Source organism: Streptomyces sp. NPDC026589 (genome assembly GCF_040638385.1).
Lineage (GTDB): Bacteria > Actinomycetota > Actinomycetes > Streptomycetales > Streptomycetaceae > Streptomyces.
The window spans coordinates 202289-222658 of sequence record NZ_JBEZYG010000007.1 but is presented as its reverse complement, the minus strand read 5'-3'; the positions used below and the strand labels follow the sequence as shown (position 1 = coordinate 222658).

Annotated in this window: 11 protein-coding genes, 1 pseudogene and 1 riboswitch; of the genes and pseudogenes, 10 read left to right on the top strand and 2 right to left on the bottom strand. The window is 67.2% G+C overall.

Annotation, left to right across the window (positions count from 1 at the left end; genetic code table 11):
- Positions 1-36: 36 nt before the first annotated feature.
- The 6 genes from AB0F29_RS14575 (at position 37) to AB0F29_RS14550 (ending at position 6169) form a co-directional block, all read left to right on the top strand.
- The gene (locus AB0F29_RS14575; protein WP_361871561.1) at positions 37-1434 is read left to right on the top strand and encodes an XRE family transcriptional regulator; all 1398 of its coding nucleotides are present in this window, start codon (positions 37-39) and stop codon (positions 1432-1434) included.
- Positions 1431-2315 carry an aminoglycoside phosphotransferase family protein gene (locus AB0F29_RS14570; RefSeq protein ID WP_361871559.1) on the top strand — a complete coding sequence of 295 codons (885 nt, stop codon included), beginning with the start codon at positions 1431-1433 and terminating at the stop codon, positions 2313-2315. Before AB0F29_RS14575 ends, AB0F29_RS14570 begins: the two co-directional genes overlap by 4 nt.
- A gap of 1056 nt (positions 2316-3371) precedes the next feature.
- On the top strand, positions 3372-3584 hold the full coding sequence (locus tag AB0F29_RS14565; RefSeq protein ID WP_361871557.1) for a helix-turn-helix domain-containing protein: 213 nt from the start codon (positions 3372-3374) through the stop codon (positions 3582-3584).
- Between the two features lie 57 nt (positions 3585-3641).
- Complete coding sequence (locus AB0F29_RS14560) at positions 3642-4772, top strand: site-specific integrase (RefSeq protein ID WP_361871554.1); 1131 nt, start codon at positions 3642-3644, stop codon at positions 4770-4772.
- Between the two features lie 813 nt (positions 4773-5585).
- A complete protein-coding gene (locus AB0F29_RS14555; protein WP_030577341.1) occupies positions 5586-5780 on the top strand; it encodes a ribbon-helix-helix protein, CopG family in 195 nt (64 codons plus the stop codon).
- Positions 5777-6169, top strand: a complete 393-nt coding sequence (locus AB0F29_RS14550) for a type II toxin-antitoxin system death-on-curing family toxin (RefSeq protein WP_361871551.1) — start codon at positions 5777-5779, stop codon at positions 6167-6169. The genes AB0F29_RS14555 and AB0F29_RS14550 overlap by 4 nt, the downstream gene beginning before the upstream one ends.
- Positions 6170-6553: 384 nt before the next feature.
- Here the strand turns inward: AB0F29_RS14550 and AB0F29_RS14545 are convergent.
- A pseudogene (locus AB0F29_RS14545) lies at positions 6554-6670 on the bottom strand (IS5/IS1182 family transposase); the annotation flags it as partial.
- A 335-nt stretch (positions 6671-7005) separates the two neighbouring features.
- Between AB0F29_RS14545 and AB0F29_RS14540 the strand changes: the two are divergent.
- The 4 genes from AB0F29_RS14540 (at position 7006) to AB0F29_RS14525 (ending at position 19400) form a co-directional block, all read left to right on the top strand.
- Complete coding sequence (locus AB0F29_RS14540; RefSeq protein ID WP_361871549.1) at positions 7006-9201, top strand: hypothetical protein; 2196 nt, start codon at positions 7006-7008, stop codon at positions 9199-9201.
- 101 nt (positions 9202-9302) lie between these two features.
- Positions 9303-15365: a hypothetical protein gene (locus AB0F29_RS14535; protein WP_361871546.1), complete on the top strand. Its 6063-nt coding sequence runs from the start codon at positions 9303-9305 to the stop codon at positions 15363-15365.
- Positions 15366-16192: 827 nt separating this feature from the next.
- Positions 16193-18469, top strand: a complete 2277-nt coding sequence (locus tag AB0F29_RS14530; RefSeq protein ID WP_361871544.1) for a DUF262 domain-containing protein — start codon at positions 16193-16195, stop codon at positions 18467-18469.
- Between the two features lie 537 nt (positions 18470-19006).
- A riboswitch (guanidine-III (ykkC-III) riboswitch) is annotated at positions 19007-19073 on the top strand.
- Positions 19074-19085: 12 nt separating this feature from the next.
- The gene (locus AB0F29_RS14525) at positions 19086-19400 is read left to right on the top strand and encodes a multidrug efflux SMR transporter (RefSeq protein ID WP_361871542.1); all 315 of its coding nucleotides are present in this window, start codon (positions 19086-19088) and stop codon (positions 19398-19400) included.
- A 191-nt stretch (positions 19401-19591) separates the two neighbouring features.
- Here AB0F29_RS14525 and AB0F29_RS14520 read toward each other — a convergent pair whose 3' ends face one another.
- Positions 19592-20245 (bottom strand): TetR/AcrR family transcriptional regulator, encoded by a 654-nt coding sequence (locus tag AB0F29_RS14520; RefSeq protein WP_361871539.1) that lies wholly within the window; start codon positions 20243-20245, stop codon positions 19592-19594.
- Between the last annotated feature and the right edge of the window lie 125 nt (positions 20246-20370).

Here is a 20370-nt window from a genome sequence, read left to right as displayed (position 1 = left end):
CAGTGCTGTCCGCATCAGGGCGCCGGAGGAGAAGTCATGGCACAGAAGCCCAAGCCCCTGGATGAGACGGCGTCGGTACGCGCATGGTGGGGCAAGGAGCTGCGCAACTGGCGCAACATGCGCAGGATGTCGACGCGCGAGGTCGGCGCAAAGGTGCACCTCAGCGCCACAATGATCGAGCGCATCGAGAAGTGCGAGCGGGAGTGCGACGGCGCGCTGGCCAGCCTCCTGGATGATGCCGTTGAGGCCGGAGGCGCGCTCACGAGGCTGTGGCGTCTCGTCGAGGAGGAGGCAGCCAAGGAGGCTACGCATGCGGACAAAGTCGCTAGCGAAGTCGATCAGGGTGCCAATGGAGCCCGGATAGAGGGCATGCTGGGACTGAACCCGCCTGTGCTTTCGGAACGGAGCCAGTCAGCTATGGAGCGCCGCGCCTTCTTCTCCCTGGGTGGAGTAGCCGCCCTCGCCCCGACCGCATTCGTCGACCTGCTCCCGTCGTCCGGACCAAACGCACTCCCCAAGTCCGTCCGACCCGAGGACATCCGCCAGGTCCTGACAGCGGCGGACACCCTCGCTGGCTGGGACAACCTCTACGGAGGTGGAGGCATCGTCGGCAGCTCCTCCATGGGCCTGTTCATCTGGGCCAAAGGGCTGCTCGCCACGAAGTACCCGACTGAACTGAAGGACGGCCTCTATACCGCTGTCGGGCGTCTTTCCGTCGTGATGGGCGCGAGTGCCTTCGACGCCTACGCCCACGACGACGCGACCGAGCTGCTGCGGTTCGGCACCTGGTGCGCTGAGCAGGGAAACAACTGGCACTTGCGCGCATCGGCACTCAACTGGCGTGCACGTCACGAAATTTGGCGCGGGCGCCCGGACGAGGGCCTCACCTACGCGGAGAGCGGCCTTCTGCGCTCAGATCGCCTCACGCCGCGTGAGCAGTCCATGCTCCATAACGCCAGGGCGCGAGCGTGGGCGAAGATGCGGAATCCGGATGAGGCGTTGGCCGCGATCAACCAGTCCGACAAGATCTTCGGGCGAGCCCGCGATGGCGAAGACGTACCTTGGATGTCCTACTACGACGACGCGCAGCACCACGGGGACACAGGTCACGCTGCCTTCGACATCGCGCTTATGTCTGGACGGTCGCCCGAGTTGGCGATCTCTCGACTCGAGACGGCGATCGAAGGCCATACGAACGCCTATGTACGCTCGCGCGCCTTGTCCGGTACCAAGCTGGCCACGCTGACGATGGTCGCGGGCGACCCCCAGCAGGCCGTGGCCATTGCGAACCGAGCCCTGGACGAGGTCGGGAAGCTCCGGTCCAAACGCGCAGTCACTGACATGGACGATCTCGCGAGCGCCTCCGCCCGGTATGCCCGCAGGCCCGACGTGGCTGAACTCCGGAGCAGGATCACCACTACGGTCAACGCGTGATCACGACGCCCACCGAGGAGTCCTTCGCCGTCCTCGAAGAGGTGGCTGCGGCTGCCGGCCTGTCCGCTGACGGCGCTGAACCCATCCGCCTCGCCGAGAACGACCTGTGGAAGCTCGCCAGCGACGTGGTCGTGCGCATCTCTCGATCGGGCCAGGACGATGTCGCCGCCCGCGAGGTAGCCGTGGCGCGATGGCTCGCCGAGAACAGCGTTCCGGCCGTGCGGCCGATATCGAGAGATCAGCCCGTCCAGGCACGTGGTCGCGCGGCGACGTTTTGGGAACTTCTTCCTCCACATCGGCAGGGCAGTGAAGCTGAACTGGCCCCGCTCCTACGGCGGATGCACAACCTGCCCGGGCCGACGTTTCCCATCGGGCAGCTACAGCCGTTCGTGCGTATCGCCGAGCGACTCCGCGCTGCGTGCTGCGCGACCGAGGATGATAAGTCCTGGCTCCTGGGCCGCCTCGACGAACTGAAGGAGCAGTGGTCCCAGCTCCCGCCTGGACTGCCGCACTGCGTGGTTCATGGAGATGCATGGGGCGGTAACTGCGCAGTAACCGACCAGGGTGCCCTCCTCCTGGACTTCGAACGCACGTCGATGGGGCCTCCCGAATGGGACCTGACCTCAACGGCGGTGGCCCTCGATACATTCGGCACCCTGTCCGCCAGCCAGTACGCCGATTACAGCGATCAGTACGGCTTTGACGTACGCGACTGGGCGGGGTATCCGACCCTGCGGGGCATCCGCGAACTGCGGCTGGTGACGTTTGGGATGCAAACAGCGGACCAGAATGCCGGGGCGCGAGAGCAGGCGCAATATCGAATCGACTGCGTAAGAGGGCGGGAAGGCCGCCGGCCCTGGCATTGGACCGCGGTGGGCTGACGGGTGCCAGCGGGCGCCGGCGCAGATCGTAGCTGGACGGCCTTCATTCTCCGGCCGCTGGGACCGGGCAGGCGTGAGCGACGCCAATCCCCTTGCCCGCGACGACCATGCCCTGATCGGCGAGGTGGTGCAGCTGCTTCACGCCGAAGGGGCCGACACCCTCCTTCCGCCGAGATCGCCAGGTCCCGCTTCGCAGGCCCGAGGACAGATTCGCCCACGGCAGACGAGAAAGAGCCCGAAGGGACTGGAACGACTCCGGAGACCATGTCAACGTATAACCTCCCCGGAAAACACCAGGTCAGAGTCACTCCCCAGCATTGCGGGTGCCAGCGGGCCGCGCTGGCTTCCGTCTCCCGCCTCATGCCTGGTCCCTAGCTAGGAGGCCCAACTGCCACCAGCCGCACCGCGACCGGAACGCGTCACTGCTCCGATCCTCCTGGCGCTCGGCGCCATGAATGCATAGATCGCGCAGACGAGTGCCGACTATGCCGCACCCTCCACGGCATTGTGCCTCTGCGTCTGCGCCATTGGCGTTCTTCTACGCCAGCCGCACCGGCACTCCTGGACCCCGGGCCGACCGTCACAGCGAGCTAGCCGAGCAGATCACGGCCGTGCAGGAAGGTTTGCGTGGTAGCTGTGGCGCTCCGCGGCTGCATGCCGTGCGCAGGTTCGGAGGACAGCGGGCTGCTACTCCCGTCAACTGCCCTGTGTCTGTGTGTTCGCGCGGCTGGTCCGATCGCGGCTACCGCTGTAACAGCCCCGACTCTCGGTAACTCGTAGCCTCCCTGAGTAGTTGGTGCACCCGAGCGTGTAGTGGCACGAAGCCGTAGTCAGCTCTGCGTCACAGCAGGCGCGGCCACCCGCTCTCGGTTCTCACTTCCTGGCCCCGACTCCCCTTGGGCGGACGGAGTGTAGGCCACGATCCCCGGTTACCGAAACCGGGGAATCTCCGGACAGTTGTCGGAGTCCTCACCGGCTGCTTGGCGGTGGATCCGGCGCGGACATGACCCTGCCCTGCCCGCCTTGCCGGCGGCAATAGCCCGGAGGTTGCCAGACGTGTGCGACAAGCTGCATTCCGTTCGGAGTGTCGCCGACATACTCGATGTCAGTCGACGATCCGTTTACCGATACATCGAGGCTGGCGAGCTATCAGTTGTCGATATGCGCACCGGCGTCGAACGGTCCCGTGTCCGGATTCTTGGACGCGACGTAGAGGCCCTGATAAAGCGACGCGCGGCTATATCGAAAACTGCCCGCTCTGCTCTCTAGAGTTTGTGTGGCGAGTCGCCGAATATCTGCAAATCCTGCAATCGATGGAAAGGTTTAATGCCCTACCTGCGCAAGCTGCCGTCCGGTAAATGGCAGGCCACGGTTCGAAACCGGGCCGGTGAGCGAATCACGGAAACGTTTCCCCTCAAAACGCAGGCGCGCGCGTGGGGGGCGCAGCTCGAAGAGCAGCTTGCTCGGAGCGCGGTCCGCGATCCGCGTGCCGGGAAGATTAGATTCCATGAGTGGCACGCGCGGTGGTGGGCGGCGCGTGTCGTCGAACCGAAAACCTTGAGGGGTGATGCTTCCACGATCCGCACTCACGTTATGCCCCACTGGGCCGAATGGGAATTGCGTGAGATGGCACGTATGGACGTGCAGACTTGGGTTCGCAAGCTAGTCGTTGATGGCAAGGGTGCTTCCGCTATCCGGCGCGCCTACAACTTGCTGTCCACGATGATGCGTGATGCGGTTGACGAGGAGCTGATCGCGGTCACCCCATGTCGGCGTATCGAACTCCCCCAGGAGGCCGTCAAGCCGCCTGAGTGGTTTACGCAACCCCAGGCTCAGGTGGTCCTCGATAGGTTGCCGCCGCCCTGGCAGACGATGGCGCTGCTGGGATTCTATACTGGCCTGCGCTGGGGTGAGCTATCTGGCCTGCATGGACACCGAATTGATTATCTTCGATCGCGACTATTCGTCGTCGAGGTGAATTCGGGATCGAAGATAAAGGAATACCCGAAGAGCTCGAAGAGTCGACGTGAAGTGCCATTGCCGGATCATGTGCTTGAAGCCGTTTCCAAGCATATGCGCGGACGTGATCGTGACGGGGTGGTGTTTACCACCGTCACGAAGGGGCGTGCCGGACGGCTGCTGAGCGACGGAAACTGGCGCCGGCAGACGTGGTGGCCGGCCATCGATGGTGCGCAGTACGTAGACCAGGACGGGCAGCCGCAGCCGGTCCCGCACTACCCGCCCCACGCGATGCGGCATACGTGCGCCTCGTGGCTGGTGCAGCAGGGCGTTTCTCTGTACGAGGTCCAGCACCTCCTCGGTCATGAGAGCTATCACACGACTCAGCGGTATGCCCATCTGGCTCCGGACTCCCACCAGGCTGTCCTGGGCGCGTGGACGCGACTGGAATCCCAGCTAGTCGTGCCGACTGCCAAGCGAATCACCTACCGGGGGTGACGTCGGCTGTTGCGATAGCGAAGTGACCGCCGGGCATCCCGGTCGGAGGGGCCGAGTCATTGCGCGAGCGGAGGGGATCGACGTCCACTCGGGTGAGTCAGCATCGCGATGAATCCTCCTGTGCGGCAACCGGGTCGCCTGCGGCCACCCTCCGCGTCCGTGCCCCCTCATCCTTCCGTACGCCCCCTGATCTGGTGTCTGCCGGGCAGGGGGCTTCTGGCGTTTGCCCCTCGATTCCTATGGACTTTGGGGCGAGGGTCTGCGATTCGCTCAGCCGTCGACGAGTCGGGTTGCTGCCGAGTACCCTCTGGTTGGGTACTCGTCGTGGGCTCGGTCTCACTGACGCAGATATGTAGCGGTGACGCACGTATGACGCACGAAGCTTTTGGAGGGGCCTGGCGTGGGCTCGAAAACCGCCTCTGACCTGCATGTTGTCTGGAGCGGGCCAAACTGCACGTCTTCCCGATGACTTCGCATGTGGAGTGTGTTGCGATCCTCGAACCTGCGGGCAAGGGCTCCTGAACTGCGCTTTTGATGTCCGGGTGGGTTGCTCGACCTGTTTCCCTCCGTGTGGCGGTTCGAGCGGACAGATCGATCTCCGAGACCTCTCTGACCTGCGAATTCGTGAGCGAGGCGCTGGCAACGGCGATGCCTTCAAGTGGCTCTCGCGGGATTCTTGACGCTCGGATGACGCTCGCGATGGAAGTCTTTGGGCCTCCACGGTAGAGATGCGCACGGCTGCTCGGGCCACGCTCCGCGGAGCCGAGCGTGGCCCGACCGTGCCACTTGATACCGGCCTGGTATCATCTCTGTATGGCGATGACACTTCGACTCCCCGAGGACCTTGACGCGAAGCTCACCGAGCGGGCTCGTCGGGAGGGCCGCAGTAAGCAGGAACTTGCCATCGAGGCCATCCGTAACGCCCAGGACCGGGCCGAGCTGAAGGTCGATGACGTCCTCGCCGAGCTGATGGACAGCGATGCGGAGATCCTGGACTACCTGAAGTGACGGACCTGCGCTACATCCAGATCGACGAGATTCTGGCCATCGCCCGCACGGTCAACGGCACCGAGCACAGCGTGCGTGACATGGGTCTCCTGGTGTCGGCGATCGAGCGGCCCCGGGCGAACGTGTTCGGGGTCGAGCTGTATCCCACGCTGCACGAGAAGGCTGCGGCACTGCTGCACTCCGTCGCCCGCAACCACGCGCTGATCGACGGCAACAAGCGCACCGCCTGGCTCGCCATGCGTGTCTTCCTGCGGTTCAACGGCGTCAGCGTGAGTACCGTCCCGCCGCCCGTTTCCGTGGCCGGCCCGTTCGTCGAGGAAGTCGCGCAGGACAACGTCGATGTACCGGCGATCGCCAAGCGCCTCGCGACCTGGTTTCCCGTTTCCTGACGTTCGACGAGGCAAGGGCGCCTCATGTGGAGCACGTTGCGATTCCGAAGTTTACTGCAATGGGGACCTGACCTGCGTTTTTCGTGGATCGATCGGGCCTCGCCGGGCGTGCTTGACACCTGCGGTTCCCATCCGGGAAGGGAAGGTGGGCGAGTGTTGCCCCAGGTCTTCACAGGTCCGCGCAAGGCGGCCCTGTCATGGGACGTTCGCTTTGATAGGGCGTCAGCTCATGTATGAGGTCGTATGCGGTCCCTGCGTCGAGTTGCGCGGATCGCGGCAATGGGCGGCCACATCAGGAAGGTGACCGGCGGTCCGGTGTCGACGGGGGTGGTGGAGTGCGGCGGTACGAGCAGCCCATGCACCGGGCTGTGCCTGTTGCGCATCGTGGACCTGGCCATGGGTGACTACAACTGTCAGCGGGTGGCCGTTGCCGTCCACGGGGTGGTGGATCTTTCTCGTCAGGCCGCTACGAGATTGGCCTATTGCGTGGCTGGCTGGCTCACCCCTGATGGGAAGAGCCTGGCTGCTGCGACAGGTGGCGGCGCTCGTGTACCTCTCCGGCCGGGCCGTGTTCGTGGCGTTAACGCGCCATACGGAATCTGTGAACGCGGTAGGCGGAGTCGATCGTCGTGGGCCAGTCGCAAAGTGATGAAAGTGCCACAGGAAACTCAGGGTGGGCATACTCTGCGGGAATCACCGCAGGTGGGCTGGGCGACCTGTAATGCGGCGGAGGTGTCATGGGTGGGGACCCGTATGTGTCAGCAAGAGGGGTCGGAGAACGCGAGCGCACGGGGGTGCCGGATCCGTACGGTGACCAGGCTCTCCTGACGTCTGCCATGACGGGGGGCTACGACGCCGTCCCCGGCCAGGAATGCAGTCGACTGCGGAGCTATCTCGAAGCCGTTGTCGCGGCCCGTCCGGCGCCGGTGCACACCACGGTCGCCTTCAATGCCGTGTACTTCGGGTACGAGCTCGGCGGTGACGGCTACGGCGGAAGCCCGCTGTGCCTCGATGATTTTCCCGTCATCACCTTCGGTGAGTGCGCTCCCGCGCTTCCGGTCGGGGCTATGGTGTGTGTCGCCACCGGGTCGGACCCGCTTTACGCGGAAATCGTCTACAGAGAGGGCGCGCACCCGGAGGTGGACGCGCTCGGTGACGTACCGGCTTGGGTGTCGGGGGCGCCTGCGGGCGCCGAGGGCCCGGGTAGGCCGGGTACAGACGCCGAACCACGGCGCAGGGAGCTGCTGGTGCCGGACCTCCACGCCTTTGGTCCGGCACTGAGTCTGTCACCGGCCCAGCTTCATCGCTTACGCACCCGCGGGCGATGGATCAATGAGGACGGGCATGTCGTCGTCGACGTCTGCTACCCGTCCTTGCAAGCAGCCCGGCGCGACGATCTGACGGCCTACGCTGACCATCTCCTGACGACGGCTCGGGAACAGCTTCTCAGCCCCTTGGTCCCTGTTTCCCTTGCCTCCCTGGTGGGCGGCACGCACGACGACGATCTGCGGGCGGGACTGCTCGGTCTCCTCGACACGGTGCGGGGTGTCCTCAACTCCAGTGCGGTGTTGCGCACCTGGGGCCACTATGCCCTGACCCGTACCTCCCTCGCGGCCTGCTGGCGGGACACCGGACCGCTGGGCGGCGACGACCTCAGATCTCTCGTGGCCGCGGTTGAGCGCGCGGCCACCCCGGCGAGGCGGCGACACGGCCTCGTCGCTCCGGCCGCTGTGTACACAGCGGCCGGACCACGGCTCCGCGGATTTCCCGGGGCGGAGGAACGGCTCAGGGGCGTGGGGTACGCCGCTGCGGTGTGCCGGGCGAACGTGGCGCTTGCCGACGTGGTCCAAGGGGACAGCGAGCAGGGCCTGTTCGGCAACGGCTCCCGGGTCACCCTCGACGACGCCTTCGAGGGGGGAGGGGTGTGGCGGTCCCACCATCCTGGTGACGCAGAGGCACCCGGAGACCCCCTGGTCCCGGCCGGGCGCGGCTGGAACTCCACACTGCCCGCACCGCCGGAGCCGGAAACGGAAGTAGAGCTTGAACCGGTAGATGCGCCCCTCGCCGACGACGACGCCCTCGGCACCGGCGAACTCCTGCGAAGCGACGCGCAGGAGTTCGTCTGGAGGGCGCCCCTGCGGCTGGCCCATCTCATCGGCGGCTGGATTCCCCTGCACCCGTTCGTCGCGCAGGACCTTCGCCGGCCCCGCGGCGCGCACCCCACGCTTCGCCTCGAACTCGACCATGCTGGTGAGACGTTGGACGAGATGGAGGCGGTGCAGTACGTCGCGGCTGAACTCGGAGACGAATCGGGTCGGTTGACGGGAATCGTCTGGCCCGGTGACTTCTTCCCCGGCCTGATGCTGGAGCTGCGCCGGCTCCATGGCGACACGGTGATTCGGCTGGCCACGAGGCGGTTGAAGGACCGGGCGCAGTCCGGTGACCGTGAGACGGGGCACTGTTACGACCCTCGCGTGCTCACCAGGGAGGACGTGCCGGGCAGCAGCCGCCACGGCGACAGCGCGGTCGGGCTGGGTCCCCGGCAACTGGTGATGCGCACCGTGCGCCGTTGCGGTCTGCTCACTCTAGACGGTCACGCCCTGATGGACCGGTCGGTCCTACCGGGCGCGGTCTATGGGCGCCGACCGGCCCGGTCGCAGACCGCCGCCCTGGACTCGGCCGTCGCGGAACTGCTCGCGGAACGTCTTCTGGAGCCGGCTCTGGGCAGCCGGGATGCCTGGGGGAAGCCGCACTTCCCGCCGCGGGACGGACAGCGGACCATTCTCCTCATTGGTTACCGCCCCGCCAGGCCGCGGGTGATACGCCCGTGGGGCGGTGGCGAACCGGGCGCTGAGGGACTGCGCGGCGCTCAGTTCGTCGCAGGTCATCTGCGACGCCTGCGGCCGGGGTGCCTGCCCAGCGACGTTCAGCGCGCGGCCTTCCGGGAGTACTGCCGAAGGCTCGGCAAGGCGGACGGCTGGGAACTGCCGTACGGCTACACGTTCGTGACCGAACACGCGCGCGGCCGCTGACCTTTCACGACGGGTTCGCGAGTCCACGGCTCCTGCCCTCTCTTTCCCTCCCGTCACCCACAGGCATCTTCCTGTCACCAACAGAAACGGAGTGCGTGTACATGCAGGACCGCTACCGCGTAGTCACAGGGCCGCCGTGGTCCCCGCCGAGCGTCTCGGCCGAGGACCTGGAAGGCTTGGCCGCCGCGCTCAACGCCTTGCAAGCCCCGGCCGTGGCCGCCCTGAACGACCTCACGGCGGACATGGTGGAACTCGCTTTCAACTCCCTGCGGCCCAAACAACGCCAGGAGTTGCTCACCAGTCTGGGCATCCGCATGTCGGCCCCTCGACGGGTGAGCAGTGCCCTGTGCCGGGACGTCCTCACCAGGCTGCGGCGCGAGTTGCGGCAGCACGCCTGCACACGCGGGATCAAGGGACTCACGGTCACCGTGATGAACCAGGTGGGCGACTTCGTCCTGGCGCACGACGGGGAGCCGGTCCCCGACCCTGTGGCCCGGTGGGGTGCCACGCTGGTCCGGGCCACCGTGTTCGCATGGTGCAACGCCTCCGTCACTGATGCCCACATCCTTGCCTGGGCGGCGGGCCAGGACTGGTTCGGGGCGACGGCCGACGACGAGGAGGCGGCCCGGCTCGCCGCCGTCGCTGCCGCGGCGCGGCCTCTAGTGGAGGCGTACCCCGATTTCGTTTTTGGAGCGGCGGAAGACGACGGGCTGGCGCTCGCGGAGGAGAGTGAACCAGGGGCCGCTGCCGTCGCCGACCGGCCGGGCACCAGCGCCCCCGCATCACAGGCCGCGGCAGCGGACACCGGTACTTCGCACGAGGAGACCGCTGCCGCGTCCGACTGCACCGGGACCAAGGCTGGGACAGCTCCTGAGGAAGCATGTCAGCAGCTGGAGTCCGCCCTGGCGGGGGCCCGCCAGGCCGCGGAGAAGGTCACCGACGCGGTCATGGACGGCCGCCCTCCGCAGGACGAGGACCTGGCTCGGCTTGCTGCGCTGAGCACTGTTTTCAACGACGTGGACGCGGTGTTCCGGGCCGCCGGCATCGAGGGGGTGCCTCGTCGTCTGGAGGACGTCACGCGCGCTGCACACGCACACCGGACAGCGCGGGAGCGTGACCTCCAGGCCCGCGAGCCGCTGCGGGAACTGCTGGATGTCGCCTGCCGCCCGGACTGCTCCGCCGCTGCCGCCGCTGCCGCCGAGGCCGTGCGCGGCGCGGCTTGCCGCCTGCTGGACGTGCCGGTGTGGGAGGAGCTGCAACACGAGGAGAGCGCCGCGCTCGCTGCCCTGGCCCGGCTCATCAGGCTGGGACGACAGGCGGATGCCGCCACAGAGATCCTGGCACTGCAGGGACAGGTCGTACGGGTCCTGCCGACGTGCGCCATGGCCGTGCTCATCGCACCCGAGCTGACGCTGGACCAGCCGGTGGACGGTGACCCGTACCCCGCCGGGTCCGACGAGGCCTACGGCATCGCGGAGCCCGCCGACGCCGAGACGACCGCAGAACACGAAACCGCGCAGCCGGCCGCATTGACCGAGGCGATCGCGGCCCAGCCCGCCGCCGAGCCGGAAGCCACGACGACCGCTGTGCCGGTCCACGCACCCAAGGCAGACGCCGGGCCGGCCGCCGACAGCGGCTCGATACTCCCCACGTCCGCTGACGCGCCCGTCCAGGCACCCGCCGCACCCACGCTTTCTCCCGTTGATGACATGCCCGTCCGAGCAGCGGCCCCGGCGGCGGACGACGCCACCGATGAGGCCGCGGTCGAGGGGGTCCTGGTGCAGCTGGTCGTGGAGCGGCGCTTCGGACTCGCCCACCATGTGGCAAGGGCCGTCGGCCACCCCGAGCCCCAGGTGGCGGCGATCCGCCTGGCCGGTGCCGCCGCGCTGCTCACCTCCGGGGACAGCCAGAGTGCCCGGCTGACGGCGGACCTGCTCCAGGAGTACGGCGGATATGCGGGCCAGGACACCGAGGGCAGCGAACTTCTCCTGTTGCCCGCCCTGCTGCGTACCGCGCTGATCACCGGTGACCACGCTGCAGGCGCTCAGCTCAAGGCGCTGGTGCCGAGGCTCCCGGGCCGGCTGGGGGAGGCGGCGACCGCCGTCGCCGACCGTGCCCTCAGCGGCGCCCTGCTGATCACCTCGCCGCTGGTTGCCGACGTCTCCGAGGCCGAGGCCCGGCTGCGGGAACTGAGCGATCAGAGCCGTGCCCTGCTCTCGCCGCAGCGGCTGCGGTTCGCACGGGCGACGGAGATCGCCAAGCGCTGGCTTGCCCCCGGCGGCGGGATGCTCGGATCGCTGCTCACGACCGTCGTCGGCGACGACCGCGACGCGCTGCAGCAGGTGCGGGAGCAGGCCGATCGGCTGTCGAAACTGGCCGAGGTCAACAGCGAGATCGACCGCATGGACCGCAAGTACCGCTCGTCCAGCGGCAAGCCGCTCCAGGGCTCCGGGCGGCAGGACCTGGTGCATCTCGTGGAGCGGGCCGTCAGCCTGGTCAAGGAGTGGTGCCTGGCGGTCGACGGCACCCGTCGCGGTGACCGTTCCGACGGCAGCCGGGCGGTCAAGGAGATCTCCTCCCTGCGCCAGTCCCTGCTGGACGGCAGGGAAGCGGCGCTGGGCGAACTGGAGCGGTTGGCGCGGCACCCGGACGCCCTCTCGGGCGGGATGGCCTGGGCGGCCCACGCCTCGATGGAGGAGCTGTTCGCACTGCTGGCTGACGCCACCGTGACCACGCGTTCCGGCGGTCCCGTCGACCCAGCGCTCGTTCTGGACGCGGAGCTGCTGAAGGTGTGTGACACCCGTGACGAGCGGCCGTCGACGGACGAACTGCTGACCGCGGTCCACCGGAGCTGGCAGGAGGCTCTGGACGAGCGGCTCTCCCACGACGCGTTCACCGCGGCCCGTGACATCGTCGAGCTAGCCGGCCGCGGGCTGTTGCCTGCCTCTGGGGCAGGGGAGTTCGTCCCGCCTGCGGAAGCCGAGATCGACGACAGAGAGACCACCCGGCGTGCGCAGCTGCGGAAGGCACACGACGCACTCGTCGCCGAGCTGCACCGTGCGCAGGCCGACGGTGCCGTGACCGAGGACCAGGACCTGGGCCTTCAGGAGTCGCTCGCCGACGCCCAGAACAGCCTCGAAAGCGGTGACCGACACGACCTGCTGCACGTGCGACAGGCGCTCGACGCGGTACGGAGTGGCCTGCCGGCCTTCCGGGAGCAGGCAGCGGATCGAATCCGGGCTCGGCTCGACGCCTTGGACCCCTCCGTGGAGGAGCGGGCCCAGGTCCTGCGGCGCCTGGAGACGAACGACCTGGCCACCGCTGCCGACCTCGTCTACTTCCTGGAGATCGGCGAGCCGGTCCCGGAGATCGAGGGTGGCGAGTCCCACCTCACCGAGTTCTTCCCGGTCGTGCCCGACGGCCTGCCCGGAGGGATCGACCATGAGCTCGTCGAGCTGGTCCGGTCCGGCGGCAAGCATCCGATGGTCGCCGTCCTGGACTACGGCGGCCTCTCCACCGACGAGGCGGCGCTGGCGGCCGATGCCCTCGGCGAGTGGCGCGCGCTTGCCGCCACCGAACGCAAGGACCGGCTTCAGGTGGCTCCGACGCGACAGGTGCCGCCTCTTCTCAAGCTCCTCGGCTACGACGCCAAGAGCGCCAGGCCGCTCGACGACCGATCCCAGCACCGGCGGGAATACCGTCTCTTCGAAGCGACCGGCGTGGAGATCAACGGTAGAGCGAAAGCGCCCGCGTTCGGCTCGCAGATCAAGGAGCAGGGCGGCAACCTGCGGGTGATGATGGTCTGGGGCAGGCCGCCCGCCAAGGTCGTCATGAGCTGGGCGGAGCGCGACACCAGTGGAGCGAGCCTTCTCGTCGTCTACTTCGGCACGCTGAGCCGTGAGGCACGAGTCGAACTCGCCGCCGGTTCCGACCGGTTGCAGCCGCTGCTCGTGGTGGACGATGCCGCCCTCGCCTATCTCGCGGCCTGCGGCAACCGCCAGGTCAGCGCCGCCACGCAGACCCTGCTGCCCTTCTCCGGCGTCAACCCGTACATCAGGGAGAAGCGCGGCCGGATCGGCGGCGAGATGTTCTACGGCCGCGACGCCGAACGCAAGAGCATCCTCGACCCGCGCGGCACCCAGGTCATCTACGGCGGCCGGGGCCTTGGCAAGTCGGCACTGCTCGCCGACGCCGGGGAACTGTTCACGGAGCAGCGCCCCGGATATCACCAGACGGTGTACGTCAACCTCGACCAGGAGAACATCGGCAAGGGCAGCTCGCGCGGGCCGGAGGCGCTGTGGAGCGTCCTTCTGAGAGAGCTGACCGTGGCACAGGTACTCGATGACCGGCCGCAGGGGCGCGGAAAGCGACAGGAGACCTCCGAGCGGGTGCGCGCCGGCATCCGGGCCTGGCTGGATGGCGACTCCCGTCGCCGACTGCTGATCCTGCTCGACGAGTGCGACCAGTTCTTTGAGGCCGACGCCCCGCGGTTTGACCAGACCAAGAAGCTCAAGGGCCTCGGGTCCGACACCAAGGACGCGGCAAAGGTCGTCTTTGCAGGACTTCACTCCGTGCAGCGCTTCTCTAAGCTCGCGAGTAACGGGCCGTTCGGCCACCTCGCTCAGACCCCGAAGGTGATCGGCCCGCTGGCTCCCCAGTCGGCTGCGGAACTGCTGGTCGTGCCTATGCGGGCGCTCGGGTTCGAGTTCAAGGACCTGGATCTCGTCAACCGTGTGCTCGGTTACTGCTCGTACCAGCCGTTCCTGCTGCAGATGTTCGGGCACCGGCTGGTCGAGCTGATGCACCGCAAACGGACTCGGCGCGGCACCGGGCAACCTCCTTACGAGGTGGAGGTGACCGACATCGAGATCGTGGAGTCGGACGCCGCGCTCCGGGAAGGCATCTCGGCAGCCTTCAAGGACACGCTGAGCCTCGACCACCGCTATGACGTGATCGCCAATGTGCTGGCGTACCACGCCCGCCATCACGGCCTGGAGGTGCGGCTGAGCGACACCGAGTTGCGCGAGGAGTGCGAGACGTACTGGCGCAAGGGGTTCGAACAGCTCGACACCGAGGGTTTCCGCGCCTACCTCTCCGAGATGGTGGGTCTCGGTATCCTCGCGCCCAACCACGACGGACTGGGCTGGCATCTGCGCGGTCCCAACGCCCTGCGCATGATCGGGACCTCGCACGAGGTGGAGGCACGTCTGCTTAGGGCCGAACAGGACTGTGAATTGCAGGAGAGCATCGTGCAGGAGGGCCGCCCCGAGCTCCCCGACGAGCGGCCGGCTCCGCTGACCAACACCCAGCTCGACGACCTCCTGGGCGAGCGGTCCAACCGGACCCGAGTCGTCCTCGGCAGCACCGCCACCGGAGTCACCGACGTCGCCCGGACGTTGCGTACGATCGCCGGACCGATCGACGGCTGGACGCTGCCACCCGTGGGCAAGCCCAGCGTCTACAAACAGGAACTCACTGGCGGACGCCCCCGAGAACGACGTGTCGTCATCAGCGACTTCGTCAACTACCGGGATCCGGTCCGGCCCGAGACCTGCCGCGAAGCCGTCGACCTGGCCGAGACGCTGCTGCCCGCCACTCCGGGGGTCACCCGCGCGGTCGTCATCGTCACCGACCCCGCTCAGCTCACCCTGTGGCGCTCCCTGCTGACGGGAACCGAGCCCACCTCGGCCGCACCGGTGGTGCTGCGTAGGCACGACCATCGCAGCCTGCGCGGCTGGGCCCAGCGCATCAACATGTTCCACACGGAGGACCGCCTGGACCGTCTCCACGAACTGACCGGCGGATGGCCGCTCCTGGTGGACCGGGCCCACCGCCTGCACGAGGAATTGGGCGACCCCGACGAGGTGTTGCGCCGTCTGGCCGACCTCCGCGCGGACAGGGCCCAGGCCCGCGCATTCGCCGAGGCGACCGGCGTGTACGAGGATCAGTTGCTGGCCGCCGGATACCGGGCCCTCACCGACGAGTACAAGGACGACCTCTTCGACTTGGAAGGCGCGGTGACCGCCGTCGCACTCAAGATCGATGATGAGGACGAGGCACGATGGATCGTCGAATTCCTCGACGCCCTCCAGGTCTTCGATCGCGAGGACACCCAACTGCGCCTGGAACCGGTGCTCCGGGAGTGCGTGGCGCTCAACGGGTGACAGAGCCGCACGTGCATCGTGACCGGACATGACCGTGGCGATCGCGGGCATGCCGGTCGCGGTTCCGCAGTGGGCGGAGGACCTGTTGCGCCGACGAGAGTGGGGCGTGTCCAGGCGAGACCTGGAATCCTGGTAGACCGCGCGATCTCCTCCGTGCTGCTCGGGGCTGAACAGACTGCGGCAAACCGCATCATCCCGAGGGATCCCGCTCACTCGCCCGCGAGGCCGGGGTGGCCCGACACCGACCCGGCACTGTCCGCCGTGACGCTCGTTTGACGCTCTGGGCTCCTTCAACTCCCCATCAAGCCGAGAATGCGCTTCTGACCTGGCCTTTTCTGTGGCCTACTCAGGCAGACACCTTTCCTATGACGCATCATGTGGAGTGCGTGGCGATTCTGGAGCCGGTCGCGAAGCGCTCCTGACCTGCGGTTTTGTTATTCGGGTGAGATGCTCGACCTGTTTCCCCCGTGGAGCGGGTTGGGTGCTGGTCCTGACTCTCGAAGCCTTCTGAACTGCGGATCATCACGGAGTCGCTTGCGTCCGCGACGCCTTCAAGGTCTCGTTCGGAGATTCTTGACGCCAGCCCGTCCGGGCCGGCAGGTGTGGCATCCGATTGACCGGATGGTCGGCCCCGAAACCCGGCCCGGGGCATCGCGGACTTGGGCGGGCAAACCCTCAGTTGGGCCACGCCGCCGTCCACTCGTCCTTGTGGCAAGCTCCATTGGTCCTGTGGCGCAGTGTGTCCACGTGGTAGAAACCTGATGCTGTTCCCACGCTCTTGTTACTTCCACCGACCAGTTGCCCTCGGACGTTTGGAGCCCTCGACTGTGCCATCTACTCTGTACCGCGACACCGGTTACACGCTCCGGCACCTGATCGAGAACATCGAAGGCGGCCGTATCGGACTCCCCGATATTCAACGCCCGTTCGTCTGGTCCGCGGCGAAGACCCGCGATCTCTTCGACTCGATGTACCGGGGCTACCCGATCGGCACCCTGATGTTCTGGGAGACCGGCGCTGAAGTGGGGACGCGGCAGATCGGAACGGAAACGAGTGATCGAGCACCCCAGCTGTTGGTCGTCGACGGGCAGCAGCGGCTTACCGCCCTGTTCGCTGTACTCACCGGGCGCAAGATCGTCACCAAGTCGTTCGACGCGATCAACGTTCGCATCGCGTTCCACCCGGAGGACCAGACATTCGAGGTCACCGACGCGGCGATCGAACGTGATGCCCACTTCATTCCGGACATCACTGCGCTCTGGGCCCCAGGTGGTTACAAGCCCACCGTCCGTCGCTTCTTCCAACGGCTCGAAGAGGCCGGCGGAGAGCCGTTGTCGGACGCTGCCAAAGATGAACTCGAAGAACGCATATATGGCGTCCGGGACCTGCAGGATTTTCTCTTCCAGGTGGTGGAGCTGGGTGCTTCGGCTGACGAGGAGCAGGTCGCCGACATCTTCGTGCGCATCAACTCCGAAGGCGTGAAGCTCAATCAGTCCGACTTCATCCTCACTTTGATGTCGGTGCATTGGGAGGAGGGGCGCCGTCAGCTCGAGAAATTCAGCCGCGGCGCGGTGATCTCAGGGCTCCCCGATCCGAGCCCTCGGAACGCCTTTCTGGACCCGAGTCCGGATCAACTGCTGCGCGTAGCCGTTGCTTTCGCCTTCCGGCGCGCGCGGCTGCAGCACGTCTACAGCGTCCTGCGGGGAAAGGACCTTGGAACCGGAAAGGTCACCGCCGCACGACGGCAGGAGCAGTTCGATCGGCTCGCCCACGCACACACGAAGGTCCTGGACCTGACCAGCTGGCACGAGTTCTTCCAGTGCGTCAGGACGGCCGGCTTCCGCAGCCGCAAGATGATCACCTCGGACAACGCCCTGCTGTACAGCTACACGATCTGGCTGATGGGACGCCACGATTTCGGGCTGACGGCCGATGAACTCCGTCTCGTGATCGGACGGTGGTTCTTCATGGCGCACACCACCGGCCGGTACTCCAACTCGCCGGAGTCGCAGATGGAGTCCGACCTGGGGCGCATCGGCAGTCTGCCGCCAGGTGATGGACGAGCCTTCGCTGCGGAACTCGACCGGATCATCGCAGCGAACTTCACCGGCGACTACTGGGACATCTCCCTGCCGAACCGGTTGGACACGTCCTCGTCGCGCTCACCGGTGCTGTTCGCCTACCAGGCTGCGCTCGACATCCTCGACGCCGAAATGCTCCTCGGCGACCAACGGATCCGTGATCTGCTGGACCCCTCGGTCAAACCCGTCAAGGCCGTCGGCCGGGACAACCTGTTCCACGGCAAGGTGCTCGCCGGACTGGGTATTACCGACCGACGCCAAGTCAATGCCATCGCGAACATGGCGTATGTGACGTGGCCGGCGGACGAGCTGCTCAACAGCGACGCACCACATGACTACTGGCCGAGAATCACGGGCGCTATGGACCCGAAGGTGCTTGAGCGGCAGGTACGGTGGCACGCGCTCCCGGTCGGCTGGGAACAGCTCGACTATTTCACCTTCCTGGAACGGCGGCGTCAGCTGATCGCCAGGGTTGTGCGGGAAGCGTTCGAAACTCTCAGAGGGGAACGCCCTGCGTACGTCCCGACCACCCCGGCCGACATGATCGCCGCCGGCGAATCCCAGGGCATCGAGTTCAAGGCCAGCGCTCGCTGGAACGTGCACACCCGGCAGGCCGACAAGTCTCTGCGGCACAACATCGTCAAGGCCGTCTGCGGCTTCCTGAACGGCGAGGGCGGAAACCTGTATATCGGCGTCGCCGACGACGGGACCGTCCTCGGTATCGAGAACGACCTCACCACTCTGGAGTCGCAGGCGAGCGTCGACGGATACGAGCTCTTCGTGCGCCAGCTCATCGACAGCAGCCTGTCGACCCCGACAGCCACCACCGTCCGCGTAGGCTTCCCCGAAATCGCCGGCAATGTCGTCTGTCAGATCAGTGTGGCCGCGGCAGGCATGCCGGTGTTCGCCAAACCCGCCAAGGGCGGCAACGGCGCCACCGACTTCTGGGTCCGGGTCGGCAATGCCACGAAGCAACTCCACGGTGATGACCTCCTGCGCTACAAGGAGGAGCACTGGGGATGAGCGTCCTTGTGGCTGGCCCTCCGACCTCAGGGGAATGACCTCGGGCCTGGAAGCGGTCAGGCCGCCCCGCATGCCGGCGTCAACCAGGCAATCAATCTGGTTTTCGCAGGCCGGCGCTGCCACCACTTGAGTCGGCGGCCTCGGAAGGGCGCTCGGATGCCGCCCCCGGCGCCCTGGTACGCCTTGTCGACCCAGTACTTGCGATTGTCGCCGGCTGCTGTCGGCCATGACGCTCGTCTGACGCTCAAGGCAGCCACACGTGGGACGGCGAGCTGAGAGAGGGTCTCTGACCTCGGGTCCTGCGCCGAATGATCTTTGCGCGGTTGCTGGGAAGGGGCGCCGCGCACCAGGGTGCCACCGGGTCGACACCGGACGGTTCTTCGCGGTTACGGCCCGTGAGGGAAGCTGCGGTGGAGCGCCACTCGTGGAGTGCCCTGCGGGCTGCGTCACGACCTGCCCCGCCTTCCCGATCACCCCGGTGACGTGCGGTGATGAGGGGTTGACGTTGCCAACCACGACCGGATGTGCGACGTTGGAGCGGAGCCCGAGAACGGGGCTTCCGGACGAGGGGTGCCGTACCCGGTGTGCGACAAGACGGCCCGTACTGGAGGCTGTCATGTCATGGATCATTCTTGCTATCTCGGGCGTTCTGGAAGCTGTGTGGGCTACGGCCCTGGGCAAGTCCGAGGGCTTCAGCCGGCTCACCCCGTCCCTGATTTTCGCCGTGGCTCTGACCGCGAGTATGGGCGGCCTGGCCTACGCGATGCGGGATCTGCCCGTCGGCACCGCGTATGCGGTGTGGGTGGGGATCGGCGCGGTGCTCACCGTCCTGTACGCCATGCTCACCGGCGACGAGTCGGTCAGCGCGCTGAAGGTCGTCTTCCTGGTGCTGATCGTCGGTAGCGTGGTCGGCCTCAAGGCCGCCCACTGAGCCCCACGCCTGCCCGACTGTGCCCACCTCGTTCGAGGTGGGCACAGTCGCGTAAGGAAGCGGGTCGCGGTTGGTCGCGCTTCGGGCCGGATTTCTGCGCCGCGCGTGCACGGCCGCGGTCCCTGCCACGCTCGCCTTCGTGTTCGGCTCCACCGGCGTCCTCGGTCACGTGACCGCGGCACTCGCCCACGTCACGGCGTGACGCCCGCGCCCCGATCGGGCCGGTACGCGCGGAGGAACGTCCGTACTCCTTCGACGACGAGTGGGCGTACGCGGGGGTCCTGTGCCGCGTTCGCTGAGCCGAGGCGGTCCAGAGCGACGCCGAAGGTCAGCGCGAGGAACTGGTCGGCTGCCAGCCGGGCGTCGGGGGCGTCGAGCAGCCCGGCCTCGGCGAAGGATGCGAACCGCTCGGCGATCGCCTCGTCGGGGGTGTCGGCCATGGGGTTGTAGTCCTGCTGCGGCAGATGGCCGGACTCGGTCCGGACCAGGCGTTGCAGTGTCGTGTACTCCGCCGAGCCGAGCATGTCGGTCGCGATGCGCAGTGCGAACGCGACCAGGCCGTCCTCCAGTTCGGCGGGCTCGGTCAGCTCCGTGAGGGTGTCGTCGAGGGTGCGCCGGACCGTGGTGACGAGCGACTGGCCGACCGAGTCGACGACCGCCCGCAGCAGGGTCCGCTTGTCGCCGAAGTAGTCGTAGACCGTCCGCTTGGACACCTCCGCCCGCGCGGCGACCGCGTCGACGCTGGAGCGGTCGAAGCCGTCGGCGAGGAACAGTTCCCGGGCCGCCGAGAGGATGGCGGCCCGCTTCCGCGTGGACCCCTCGCGCAGGGTCTTGGTGGTCGGCATGGGCTCATCCTACCCGTTCTACACTGCACGGTGTAGTGTAGCTCTGGTTCGGTGAGTACCGTGCGCGTTCCTCCGTGTGCGGTCGGCTCTGTGCCGCCGGGCCGTGACGGAAAGGACTGCCATGA